This window comes from Photobacterium sp. GB-50 (assembly GCF_003026755.1).
GTDB lineage: Bacteria > Pseudomonadota > Gammaproteobacteria > Enterobacterales > Vibrionaceae > Photobacterium.
Map to the genome: position 1 here is coordinate 25,303 of NZ_PYNX01000003.1, position 12,619 is coordinate 37,921.

The window sequence follows — 12,619 nt, forward strand, 5'->3', positions numbered from 1 at the left end:
GAACAAAGGCCACTTAACAGGAAGTACAACTTATGATTGAAAATAACTTCGCGATTACAGCGACCTTTGTAGCGTATCTACTAGGGATGCTAGCGATTGGTTATATCGCCTATAAACGCACATCGAGCTCCAGTGATTACTTTCTCGGTGGGCGTTCATTAGGTCCTTGGCCTTCTGCGATATCTGCAGGAGCATCGGATATGAGTGGTTGGTTATTATTAGGATTACCGGGATATGCATATATCGCTGGTTTTGAGTCATTATGGCTAGCTGGTGGCCTATTACTGGGGACGTGGTTGAACTGGCTGATCTGTGCTAAACGCCTGCGCACTTACAGTATAACAGCAGACAACTCACTGACTTTACCTGAGTTTTTATCACGTCGATTTGATGATAATTCAAAGCTTATCCAAACGATTTCCGCCTTCTTTATTTTGCTCTTTTTCCTTTTCTATACCAGTGCTGGTTTAGTGGCAGGCGGAAAACTATTTGAAACCGTCTTCGGTTTAGATTACACGCTCGCGCTATTTATCGGTACTTTGTGTGTTGTAACGTATACCTTATTTGGAGGGTTCCTTGCGGTATCTTGGACTGATTTAGTGCAAGGCCTATTGATGTCAGCTGCATTGCTTATTGTGCCGATCGCAGCGATGAATGCCGATCCCGTTCAGCTAATAGAAACGCTTCATAACAAGAACCCTGAATTATTAACGCTCTGGCATGATATTAAAGGCCAGCCATTATCATTTATGGTTATTTTGTCACTATTAGGTTGGGGGCTTGGTTACTTTGGTCAGCCTCATATCCTTGCGCGTTTTAAAGCGACACGTTCAAATAAAGACATTGGTACGGCGCGTCGTATTGCCGTGGTGTGGACGGCTCTGTCGATGATTGGTGCGTTGTTAGTCGGCTTAACGGGTATTGTTTATGTTGATGGCAACCTTGGTGGTGAGTTAGCGGATAGTGAAAAAGTCTTCATGTTGCTAGTGAATGCGATTTTCCATCCCGTGATGGCCGGTATTTTACTAGCGGCAATCTTAGCGGCGATCATGAGTACTGCGGACTCTCAGTTGTTAGTCTCTTCATCGGCATTGGCTGAAGATTTCTATAAACAAGTATTTCGTCCACAAGCGTCAAGCAACGAAATTGTTATGGTTGGGCGTATTGCGGTTATTGCATTATCAATTGTTGCCTTCGTTTTAGCATTAAACCCTGATAGCTCCGTTTTAGGTCTTGTGTCTTATGCTTGGGCGGGGTTTGGTGCGGCATTTGGCCCTGTATTGCTATTAAGTTTGTACTGGAGTGGGATGAACCGTTATGGCGCGATTGCAGGTATCGTGACAGGTGCGGTCACCGTTGTGGTATGGAAGCAACTAACAGGTGGAATGTTTGACTTATATGAGATCATTCCTGGCTTTATTTTTGCCACTGTTGCGGTTGTGATGGTAAGTAAAGCAACGGGTCGTCCGTCAGAAGCGGTACAACAGCAACATCAGCAATATCAAAAAAATCTGGTTGAATTTGATTAATATTATCTAATATTACGCAAGAAAAATCCCTGTATCAGCTTTGCTATACAGGGATTTTTTTTCGCTGAAAGTGCACTGGTTATACACGTAATGTTTTAGTCAACGAGTGGATAAACACCGTTTTCATCATGTGTTTCTTTGCCTGTGATTGGCGGATTAAACACACAAGCCATCACCATTTCTTTGTCTTTATAAGCACGTAAATAATGCTCATCGTGTTTATCAAGAATATATAGTGTACCTGGTTTAATTGGGTAAGTTTCGCCCCCAACAACTTCAATTTCACCTTCACCACTCATGCAGTAAACAGACTCTAAGTGATTTTGATAATGAATATGGGTTTCAGTGTTCTCAAAGATTGTCGTGATGTGAAAAGAAAACCCCATCTTGTCATCTTTAAGAAGCATACGAACACTTTCCCAAGTTTCAGAAGCTACACGGCGTTCACTGTCTCGACATTCAGCTAATGTTCTAACAATCATTTTTCGTCCTTAAATTACGATGCTTTTCTAAAGTTTTTAGCAACAACGTGCTCAACCGCATTTTCAAAAATTGCTAAGCCTTGCTCAAGCTCTGCCGTTGTAATGGTGAGTGGACTAAAGAACTTCACGACTTCATCATTAGGACCCGCGGTTTCAATCACTAATCCATTTTCAAAACAGGCTTTGGTGATTTGGCTAGACAGATCGCCATCATTACACTCAATACCAATCATCATGCCTCGCCCCTTTCTTTGCACAAACATATCAGGATGGTCGTGTAGGCATTTATCAATGACGTTAGCAATAATGTTTGAGCATGTTGCAACGTGCTTTTCTAGTTGGTCATCAGCCCAATAGGTTTCGAGTGCTTTCGTTGCTGTAATGAATGCGTGATTGTTGCCACGGAATGTGCCGTTATGCTCACCTGGGTTCCAAATATCGAGCTCTGGTTTGAATAGCACGATTGCCATTGGTAAGCCGTAACCACCAATTGATTTAGAGAGGGTGACCATATCTGGTTTAATACCTGACGGCTCAAAGCTAAAGAAGGTACCAGTACGGCCACAGCCTGCTTGAATATCATCAACAATCAATAAAATATCATTTTGTTTACAGACTTTTTCTAATCGTTGTAACCACTGGTTAGACGCAACGTTTAAGCCGCCTTCGCCCTGTACTGTTTCAATCAAGACAGCGGCTGGCTTGTCCATACCTGCTGAATTATCCGCTAGCATAGTTTCAAACAATTTAAGGCCATCAATGTCCGCATAACCTTCAAATGGAATACGAGTAACATTGTTTAAACTTGTCCCTGCACCTTGACGGTGATGTTGATTGCCTGTTGCAGCTAGCGCTCCAGCTGTACAACCATGAAAACCATTGGTGAAAGCCACAATAGAGCTACGTTTTTTCACTTTACGCGCAAGTTTTAGTGCCGCTTCTACAGCGTTAGTACCCGTTGGGCCGGTAAATTGAGTAACGTAATTAAGTTGGCGAGGAGCTAAAATATTGCGTTCTAATGCTTCAAGGAAATTAGCCTTTGCTGTCGAGTGCATATCTAAACCATGAGTGATCCCATCTTGTTCGATATAGTCGAGCAAAGCCTGTTTTAAAGTAGGGTTATTATGGCCGTAGTTCAGTGATCCAGCACCGGCTAGAAAATCTAAGTAACGATCTCCTTGTTCGGTTTCAAGCCAACTCCCTTTTGCTTTAGTAAAAACGACGGGAAAACTGTTTGAGTAAGAACGAACTTTAGATTCCTGCTTCTTAAAAATATCCATGATATGGCCGTTATAATCCTTTCTGTTTAATTTGAATTAAAGGGATGCGATACAACAATTCCGTATCGTGCTTGCCTTTAAAATGTATATTCTTGTCTAAAAATGTACTGACTTCGCCATTGTTACCATTACGTGCATCAAGTTTATTAAATAACGCCCACGAAGCATTATTCTCTTCCGTAATGGTTGTTTCTATAGCGGTAATATTATTTAGAGAGTCTCGACTTAACAGGTTATCTAACATGGTAAAGGCGAGCCCTTTTCCTCGAAATTGAGGAGCAACGGCAACTTGCCATATAAATAAAGTATTTGGCTGATTAGGTTTTGGGTAACCAGAGATAAAACCTGCTATTTCACCACCATCATCTTTTGCTATAACACACGTATTACTAAAGTGAGTTGTTTGAAGAAAATTACAATAAGATGAATTGGTATCGAGAGGGGGACTGTTTGCGATCAACGTAAAAACGTCATCGCCATCATGAGCTGTTGGTGTTGAAAAAGTCCACTTTTGTATCTGGTCTTCACCTGTATCGGAAGTCATTACCGAAGGTGTTGATATGTCCATATTAAGAGTCTATTCCTTTGAGCTCTAAATAATTTAGTGGGTATTATTACCTATCAGGATGATAATTATCTGAATAAAAGTTGAATAATCGTAATTTATTTGAGCAAGATCTCGTTTATTAATGTACATAAATGAAAGTTAAGTGATTAGAGCTCTAAATTGTTTTGGTTGTTAAAGTATTCACGAAGAACCTTTTTAAAGACTTAAAAGCAACATTATGCATCTTGTTTTCTATTATTATGCTGTAACTAAGCTCGGCATGGTGTGACAGTTTGTGTCGTTATTTACTGATGGGGATATAAATAATAAATAGTGTTTATACTTATGATGTTGATATTTATATGTCGTTGTGAGTGCATTTATATATAGATATATACCTTCAGGTATTTATTGAGTGTTTACTATTCTATTTAACGTTTATCGTTCTCTTGAATATACGATCATTCTGAAATGTCATTTCCCTTAATTATGCTCTTTAATTACTGTCGTTTTCATTTAAAAAGCGCATAGTATTTTCATCATTTCTTGATGGATTAAGGAAACTTATAATGTTAACTATGATTAACTTAGATATTGATAATGCCGTGGCTTTTTCAATTGATGGCAAAGTGACTGAAGATGATATGAAACGTATTTTGTTTGATGCTCAGGCGAAGACAGAATTACACGGTAAAGTTGTTATCTTTGAGCAGATTGACAATTTTGATGGGATTGAATTTTCAGCATTGCTAGAAGAAGTGCGCTATTTGTTTCATGCGGGAATATCACATGTAGCAAAAGTGGCTGTTGTTGCAGAGAAAAAATGGATAGAAAAAATCGTAAAAGTGGAAGATAAGCTGTTTCGTAAAATAGACATTAAATTCTTCCTGCCAGAAGAAAAAGATCAGGCAATTACGTTTTTAAAACAGCAATAATACGATTGAAATTAACCATGCTTGAGAAGTGATAAAATGTTCAAGCATGGTTATTTATAATGGTATAGATACGGTATCGTTAGAGTATCTTAAGTTACATTCGCTTAAAGATAATGGAAGTGTTAATCCCGCCAAACGCAAAGTTGTTGCTCATAATATATTGGCAATCAAGGTTGCGACCTTCGCCACGAATGTAGTCTAAATCACCACATTCAGGATCAACGTTCTCAAGGTTAAGCGTTGGGCTGAACCAGCCGCCATGCATCATTTCTAAACTTAGCCACGCTTCAATCGCACCACAGGCCCCAAGGGTATGGCCTAAATAGCTTTTCAGAGAGCTAATTGGAGTGTTGTTGCCAAAGATACTCGCTGTGGCTTGGCTTTCTGCAATATCACCTTTTTCGGTTGCAGTACCATGTGCTGAAATGTAACTAATTTCACTTGGCGATAAATTTGCCTGTTGCAGTGCCATCTCCATACAAAGCTGCATGGTTTCTTTTTGTGGCTGTGTTACATGGGCGGCATCACAGTTACTCGCAAATCCTACCACTTCGGCATAGATATTAGCGCCACGTGCAACGGCATGCTCGTATTCTTCTAACACTAATGTGCCAGCACCTTCACCAATTACCAAGCCATCACGATCCGTATCATAAGGTCGTGGTGTTGATTTTGGTTCATCGTTTTTAAGGCTCGTTGCAAACAGGGTATCAAATACCGCCGATTCTGTTGGGCAAAGCTCTTCTGCGCCACCTGCAACCATCACGGTTTGATAACCGTGTTTAATCGCTTCATAGGCGTAACCAATCGCTTGGCTTCCTGAAGTACATGCACTACTTGTGGGAATAACACGGCCACGTAATTCAAAAAATAAGCCGACATTGACAGCTGTTGTATGTGGCATCATTTGAACATAAGTTGTCGCGGTGATAGCACGGGTACTTTTCTCATTTAGCATTACACCAAATGCACTGATTGCAGGCGTACTACCGGTTGATGAGCCATAGGCAATACCCGTTTGACCGTTTGTCAGTACCTCATTGTTCAGTAACCCAGCTTGAGTCAGTGCATTTTCTGTCGCCAGTGTTGATAGTTTAGAAACACGCCCCATTGAACGGATTTTTTTACGGGTGTAATGCTTCGGTAATGTAAAATTTTCAATAGGAGCTGCAAGTTTGGTATTTAAGCCGTCATAAAGCTCATAATCTTGCATATAAATAGTGGCGTTTTCACAAGCACGAAGTTTAGGTTCGATATGTTCCCAATCGTTACCAAAGGCTGTTACACCCGACATACCAGTGACAACAACGCGACGACTCATACTAAACCTCCGTTTACCGAAATCACTTGGCGAGTCACATAGCCTGCAATATCAGACATTAAGTAACTCACCAGTCCTGCTACTTCTTCAGGCTCTCCCATACGACGAAGAGGCACTTGTGGGAGTGCGTGTTCTTTTACGTGCTCATCGACCATACCGGTATCAATCAGGCCGGGCGCGACACAGTTAACTGTAATTTTACGCTTAGCAAGCTCTAGCGCTAATGACTTAGTTGCGCCAATCACCCCCGCTTTTGCGGCACTGTAATTGGTTTGCCCTCGGTTACCGGTGATCCCTGAAACCGATGCTAAGGTTACAATACGGCCGCCTTTACGCTTTTGCACCATAGGCATTACACAAGGGTGTAACACGTTGTAGAAGCTATCAAGGTTCGTGTGGATCACGCCATCCCATTCTTGTTCTGTCATCGCAGGGAAGGCGGTATCTCGGGTGATCCCTGCGTTACTGACGACACCGTAATAAGCACCATGCTCGGCGATATCGGCTTCAAGCTGCTCGCGGCATTGCTGACGATCACTGATATCAAATTGAATAAGGCGACCATGGCCGCCAGCGTCAGTAATTGAGGCTAATGTTGCTTCTGCGCCTGGTTTATCACTCATGTAGTGAACGGCGATAGTGAAACCATCTTTAGCGAGCTGTATAGCAATTGCGCGACCGATCCCCTTACTGGCACCTGTTACGAGTACGTGTTGAGTCATGCGTTTTTCCTATTATTGTTATCTAGTTGCATTTGTTCTAATTGTGATTTTGAGGGAACAAAGGCATTGAGTTGACTGCTTGCGACGATTTGCTGATGACAAATGATTTTGCAGTCAAAAACAGCCATACCGTTATTTTCCATAATTTGTTCGGCATGAATGTCTAAAATTTCGTGTTCTTGAAATGCACTACACTCACTGTGGTAGCGACGACAACCGAGTAGAAAACCAATGGGGGCATCTTCACCTTTTTTCCATGCGTGGAAACCAGACCAACCTGCGACGGTTTGCGCCATAAACTCGATCCCAACATAAGCGGGGATCGACTGTGTTTCTGAATCAAAGTAGAGGCAATGGCGACTTATTTTGACACGACAATGAATATGTTTTTCGCCCACATCAATCAGATCATCAACAAGGATCATCGGTGCTTCATGGGGTAAAAGTTGATGTAATGGAGGGCAATTAGTCATCGGTACGTCCAATAATAAGGCTGATGTTGTTACCACCAAATGCAAATGAGTTACTTAACATGACAGGTTTAGTGAATGCCGTATCTGCTGGTGCTAATTGGATTGGCAGATCGTCTGCGACAGCACCATCATTAATTTGTGTTGGTAGCGGTAAGTCGTAACGCAGTAAATGCCAGCAAATGGCCGCTTCAACTGCGCTAGCGGCACCTAGCGTGTGTCCTGTTAATGGTTTGGTTGAACTTACAGGGACTTGATTGCCAAAAACGCGTGCAATCGCTTTTGCTTCCATTGCATCATTTAACGGGGTTGCTGTTCCATGGGCGTTGATATAACCAATATCTTCAGGGGTAAGTTTGGCATCTTTAAGGGCTTTTCGCATTGCCATTTCTGCACCAGTACCTTCTGGGTGTGGTGCTGAAATATGGTGAGCATCAGAGCTATCACCGATACCGAGTAACGCAATATGAGGAGCGGGTTGGCGTTCATCAGGCGTGCGAGCTAGCAACATAAAAGCGGCACCTTCACCAATATTTATGCCGTTACGGTTATCACTAAAGGGGTTACATAAGGTGCTAGAGAGTGAATCTAAACCATGAAAACCGTTAAGCGTTAAACGACAGAGAGTATCTGCGCCACCGACAATAACAGCATCCACTACCCCAGCTTTTAACATACGCTTGGCAGATAAAAATACCCGCCCACTAGACGAGCAAGCGGTTGATAAGGTGTAACAAGGACCGGTTAACTGATAATAGTCAGCGATAAATTGCCCTGTATTAGAAGGCTCTTGCTGGTGGTAGTGATAGTCGGTTGGAAAATTTTGGGTGTTTTTTTGGCTTGTTAACGCTTGTTCACCATCGCTGATCCCTGAGGTGGTTGTTCCAACAATGACGGCAATACGATCATGACCATACTGGGTAATTGCGCCATGAATATCAGCTTCAATTTGCTGTAAGGCCGATAAAACTAAACGATTATTTTCCGTATTCTGATGCGGAAAAACGTTGTCATCAATGGTAGGTAATGGTGATGATACTTTACCTATGACAGTCTCAGAGCCGTCATTTAACCAGCCCTGAACTGGTTGCATATCAGGGCTCATTCCCTGGCGTAAGCGTTGGTGGATAATGTCGTTACTACAGCCTAACGCTGAGTTAAACCCACACCCTCGAATATAGATTGGCTGTTTGTCGGCTATCTTTTGCATAGTGCTCGTATTCGGTTATTCAATGATGGCTGAGAGTTCGTTATTTTTGCGTCGATTGTAGTGTTTTAATGTCAATCGTATAGTGCTGTTGATGATGGGTGAAGATAATCTCACCTTTTAAAGGATTGGCATTTTTATAATCAATGTCCGCGATTATATCACCTTTACTATCAATTAGTTGTCGATGGTTTGGTGTTTGTTTTAATTGCCAACCTACTTGCTCTAATGGGGCTTGCCAAGCATTGATTGGCCACAGCGTGATCATGATATTAAATAATACTTGTTTGGGATCGGGTAATGTTGCTCCTAGCCCTGGCATCACGTACGTCTCAACTTTCTGATCTTGGTAATCTAAACTTAAAATACGTGTTCCCCACGAGGAAAAACCAGCTAAAGCGACACGTTTAGGATCAACTTGTAATTGGACGGGCAGTTGATGGCTTTTTTTATTCCATGTCGCAGTGATTAATTGGCTCGCCGTTAATGAGTAACCCAGTTGAGCAGGCGTCGGTAAGGTCACAAGCGTATTAGGTGCAATCTCAACTTGGTTTTGTTGCACCATTGGTTTAGTCGCACATCCCACTAACATCAGGCTAGCTATTAATAAAGTAAGCATACTGGTTGTACGTTTTCTTCTGTTTTTCATCGCTCGTTGCCTTACTTATTTGGGTGTTTGTGGTGTTCTTACTCGAGTCATTGCCAGTGGCGCGAGTAGCCAAGCGATAATGATACCTGTTAACACCGTGATACCAAAGCTGTGGATGGCTTGGGTTTCACTCAGTGCTAATAAGCCAAACGATAAGACCGTTGTTAATGCTGACAAGGTGATCGCGAGCAATGTCGTGATCCCTTGTTGGTGTCCTGTGTTAGGTTTTAGTTCAGCAAAAAAGAGGCTGTAATCAATACCGATACCCAAAATTAATATCAAGGCTAATAGGTTGAACAGGTTAAGTGGGGTGCCTGTTAAGCTAGTGATCGCAATGCCTGCTATCCCTGCAATTAATGATGGCGCGATCATTTTTACCCCTTGCTTTATGCCATAACGCCATGCAAGTAACAGATAAATGGCAAAGCTTGCCGCAATCAGTAGCCATGTGACATGTTCTCTATATTGACCAAAGAGCGATGAAATTTCATCGGCTTTATTGAGATAAGTTAACCCATTATCGTGTTGTGCTAACTCTGCTATGGTGTGCTGTTGCTTGATGTCGTGCAGTAAAATGACAGCGCTATATTTACTTACACCTTGCTGATCTTTGAGTGAACCTAACCACATGAAGCGAAGAGGGGCAGAAACAGATGAGGCGAGGAAGTGCGTCATCGTTAACGGTTCAAAGGTTGCTGAAAACGTAACAGGTTTCGCAAGGTTTAAGCGTTGACTTAGTATTGCACCTTGTTCCTGATAAAGCTGTTTGACTAGTGCGAAATTGGCTTTTTGTTGGTCAAGTGTGGGGATATATTGGCCAAGGCTTTGGTAGCTTTTTAATGCTCCTTGTTGAATTAATCCATCCAAGGTGTGATCGGTTGAGGCAATTTTATTAAGCAGCGCTTGTTCACTATCCGCTTTCACTAACAGCATTTGTTGACTACTGCTTACTCCCGTAATCGCCTTAATGGTGGCTTCTTGTTGTTGTAATGATGCTGGAAGTGCTTGTAGCTGGCGAATGTCATCGTTGTAGCTCGCTTTAGTTAAACCATAGAGGGCTAACAGTGCTAATAGGATCGGTGTTACCCAGCGAACACTCGGCTGTTGCCAAATATGTAGCCAGCGACCTAATACGCTAGCAAAGGGAATCGACCGAGGTGGGCTAGGTTTAGCGGCAAGGGTTGGATACCAACACACCACAGTGGCGTAGGCGGCAGTTAAACCAATGGCTGAGAATAAAGAGAGTTGCTGCAACCCTGGGAAAGGGGCGACCAACATACCCAAATAACCAATTAGGCTCGTAATTAAACCGAGCGTTATCGCGCTAAAGATATGTTTTAAGCCTTGCTGTGAATTCCAGTGCTTACCTGCGGCTAACCTGTCGGTGAGGTAATGGAAGGCATAATCAATCGATACCCCAATTAAACTTGCGCCAAACACCAAACTAAACAGATGCACTTTGCCAAAAATAGCCACGGTTGTGACAAAGGCGGCAACTAAACCACAGGTGATAGATAACAGGGCAAGGGCTAATGGCAAGGTGCTGCGATATACCGCGATCAATAACACAATAATGCCCAGTAGTGAGCCTAATCCAATCGTACTGATTTCATCTTCAGCACTTTTTGTCCCGTGGGCGGCATAGAAAATCACGCCAGTTTGCTGAATATCTAATGCGGAACCTACAAGTGAATACTTACTTTCTATTTGTTTTTCTAAGGCGTGTAAAGCGGGAAGTTTATCTTGTAATTCAATGTTATAGGCTGAGCCAGCGAGATTAGCGGTAATTAACGCGTAATGCTTACCTTGATACTCCGTGGTGAGAAAACCTTGTTTGAGACTGAATTTTCCCGCTTTGGCAGTGAGCTCGGTAAGGTATTCACGAAATAATAAGAATGGGTCGTTAGTAAGCTCTGTGCCTGTAATGCCAGAAAACGGGTTATACATGGCATTTAATACGTTTTGTGTTTGTTGCTCGGGATGTTCTCGCAGTCGCGTTTGTTGCTCTGGCGTGAGCAATTGAAAGCGTTTGGGGTAATACAGTTTGGCCCATGCTTGTTGCTGATCTTGACTGACTTTGGCATCAATATGGCTAAAGAGTTTTAGCGAAGATAGTGCTTGGCTAAAATCGTTGGCAGCTTTAATCATGGTATCGCTGTTTTTACTGCCGACAACAAAGACGACTTTGTCGCTCATGCTGGTGGCGATATGATCAAACGCTTGTTGAGCAATAGGATCTTGGCGATTTTCAGGGAGCAGTGCCAAGATGTTCGTTTCGATAGGGAGCTGTTTACGCGCGGTGAGTTGGTAGCCAAGTGCGGCTACCAAAATCAACATAATCGCGAGCCATAAGCTGGCTAACTTAGAATTGGAAAACACGTTTTTCTTCTGATGTCAGAGTCGTTGGGGTGGTGGTTTGTTGGCTAAAGGTGATGAGGGTTTTATCTCCTCGAATTTCGTCTAGCTCTAGCTTATTAATAAACTGACCACCTTCAATTGAAATTTGACTAAAGACTTTATTTAACGGGGCTGCTTTAGGCGTAAGCACTAACTGCCATTGTTCATGGGTTTTACTGTCTTTTAAGGTTTTCAGTGATAAATCAAACTGCTCTTTAAGCTGTGAAGTATCGCCTTTAAACAGTGATAAGAATACGTGGCTAAAGTAAAATACCATTGGATTTTTACTGGCAGCCAGCACTTGTGCAGGTTGATTATCAAATTGTTGGCTGAGTTTATCTTGTGTTAGCACTAAAGAAACAGGCATAGGGGTTGTTTGATGCCACCATAATCCCTTTTTGGCTGATAAGAGAAACTGACCGCTAGAGATGAGTGGTTGATCAAACATGGCCATTTCACGTTGTTGGCTAAAATCACCGCGCACTAAAGGCTCTGAAGATAACTTTGTTTGTAATTGTTCTAGCGTTATTGCATGAGCTGAAATGCTGGTAAGTGCTAACATACACATAGTAAAGGATGCTTTTACCACGCGTTTTAAATGGGCACTAAAGCGAGAATGACTACACATTGTTGGCATGATATGCCTCCACTTTGTCGGTAAATATTTTAGGCGAAACAAAACACATTTCACGTTTGTCTATACTAACAGCCACTTGCATGGTGTATCCCTTCGTCATACGTGCGCCAGTTTCACCATCATAAATGACGTAATCAACCCGCAGACGATTTTCCCATTCAGTTAATGTTGCCGTCACTCGAATGGGGTGATCATAGGGAATCGCTTTTACGTATTTCACTCGGGTATCAATGATAGGCCACACATAGCCAGATGCTTCCATTTCACGATAGCTGTAGTGCAATTTGTTCATTAACTGATGACGTGCTTCTTCAAAATAGCGAAAGTAGTTACCGTGATAAATAACGCCCATTGGATCGGCATCTTGAAAGTTTGTGGTGAGTGATAGCTCTGCACTAATCAATATCGGTTTACCTACTGTCATTTATTGATTTCCCAACACA

Annotated in this window: 13 protein-coding genes; 2 read left to right on the plus strand and 11 right to left on the minus strand. The window is 42.3% G+C overall.

Features of this window, described 5'->3' with window-relative positions; translation table 11 throughout:
• Window positions 1–32: 32 nt before the first annotated feature.
• Entirely contained in the window at window positions 33–1,529 is a 1,497-nt protein-coding gene (gene putP / locus C9J41_RS05170; protein ID WP_107288062.1) for a sodium/proline symporter PutP, read from the plus strand.
• A 95-nt stretch (window positions 1,530–1,624) separates the two neighbouring features.
• Here the strand turns inward: putP and C9J41_RS05175 are convergent, their stop codons facing one another.
• The 3 genes from C9J41_RS05175 to ectA are packed head-to-tail and all read right to left on the minus strand — an operon-like array spanning window position 1,625 to window position 3,859.
• Window positions 1,625–2,011 carry an ectoine synthase gene (locus C9J41_RS05175; RefSeq protein WP_107294298.1) on the minus strand — a complete coding sequence of 129 codons (387 nt, stop codon included), beginning with the start codon at window positions 2,009–2,011 and terminating at the stop codon, window positions 1,625–1,627.
• A 14-nt stretch (window positions 2,012–2,025) separates the two neighbouring features.
• Window positions 2,026–3,291 (minus strand): diaminobutyrate--2-oxoglutarate transaminase, encoded by a 1,266-nt coding sequence (gene ectB / locus C9J41_RS05180; protein WP_107246547.1) that lies wholly within the window; start codon window positions 3,289–3,291, stop codon window positions 2,026–2,028.
• Between the two features lie 10 nt (window positions 3,292–3,301).
• Window positions 3,302–3,859, minus strand: a complete 558-nt coding sequence (gene ectA / locus C9J41_RS05185; RefSeq protein WP_107207404.1) for a diaminobutyrate acetyltransferase — start codon at window positions 3,857–3,859, stop codon at window positions 3,302–3,304.
• A gap of 548 nt (window positions 3,860–4,407) precedes the next feature.
• On the opposite strand from ectA, the gene C9J41_RS05190 reads away from it, so the two are divergent.
• On the plus strand, window positions 4,408–4,773 hold the full coding sequence (locus C9J41_RS05190; protein ID WP_107207403.1) for an STAS/SEC14 domain-containing protein: 366 nt from the start codon (window positions 4,408–4,410) through the stop codon (window positions 4,771–4,773).
• 94 nt (window positions 4,774–4,867) lie between these two features.
• Here C9J41_RS05190 and C9J41_RS05195 read toward each other — a convergent pair whose 3' ends face one another.
• Genes C9J41_RS05195 through C9J41_RS05230 form a run of 8 tightly spaced genes read right to left on the minus strand, consistent with a single transcriptional unit; the run spans window position 4,868 to window position 12,600 of the window.
• Window positions 4,868–6,094, minus strand: coding sequence for a beta-ketoacyl-ACP synthase (locus C9J41_RS05195; protein WP_107294299.1), 1,227 nt, complete (start codon window positions 6,092–6,094; stop codon window positions 4,868–4,870).
• Window positions 6,091–6,816 carry a 3-ketoacyl-ACP reductase FabG2 gene (locus C9J41_RS05200; protein WP_107288059.1) on the minus strand — a complete coding sequence of 242 codons (726 nt, stop codon included), beginning with the start codon at window positions 6,814–6,816 and terminating at the stop codon, window positions 6,091–6,093. Before C9J41_RS05200 ends, C9J41_RS05195 begins: the two co-directional genes overlap by 4 nt.
• The gene (locus C9J41_RS05205) at window positions 6,813–7,289 is read right to left on the minus strand and encodes a hotdog family protein (RefSeq protein WP_107294300.1); all 477 of its coding nucleotides are present in this window, start codon (window positions 7,287–7,289) and stop codon (window positions 6,813–6,815) included. The genes C9J41_RS05200 and C9J41_RS05205 overlap by 4 nt, the downstream gene beginning before the upstream one ends.
• Window positions 7,282–8,496, minus strand: a complete 1,215-nt coding sequence (locus tag C9J41_RS05210; RefSeq protein ID WP_107207399.1) for a beta-ketoacyl-[acyl-carrier-protein] synthase family protein — start codon at window positions 8,494–8,496, stop codon at window positions 7,282–7,284. Before C9J41_RS05210 ends, C9J41_RS05205 begins: the two co-directional genes overlap by 8 nt.
• 40 nt (window positions 8,497–8,536) lie before the next feature.
• Window positions 8,537–9,142 carry a DUF3261 domain-containing protein gene (locus tag C9J41_RS05215; protein WP_107246543.1) on the minus strand — a complete coding sequence of 202 codons (606 nt, stop codon included), beginning with the start codon at window positions 9,140–9,142 and terminating at the stop codon, window positions 8,537–8,539.
• Window positions 9,143–9,157: 15 nt separating this feature from the next.
• Window positions 9,158–11,521, minus strand: coding sequence for an MMPL family transporter (locus tag C9J41_RS05220; RefSeq protein WP_107294301.1), 2,364 nt, complete (start codon window positions 11,519–11,521; stop codon window positions 9,158–9,160).
• Window positions 11,505–12,176, minus strand: a complete 672-nt coding sequence (locus C9J41_RS05225; protein ID WP_107294302.1) for an outer membrane lipoprotein carrier protein LolA — start codon at window positions 12,174–12,176, stop codon at window positions 11,505–11,507. Before C9J41_RS05225 ends, C9J41_RS05220 begins: the two co-directional genes overlap by 17 nt.
• A complete protein-coding gene (locus C9J41_RS05230) occupies window positions 12,160–12,600 on the minus strand; it encodes a thioesterase family protein (protein ID WP_107207395.1) in 441 nt (146 codons plus the stop codon). The genes C9J41_RS05225 and C9J41_RS05230 overlap by 17 nt, the downstream gene beginning before the upstream one ends.
• Window positions 12,601–12,619 lie beyond the last annotated feature (19 nt).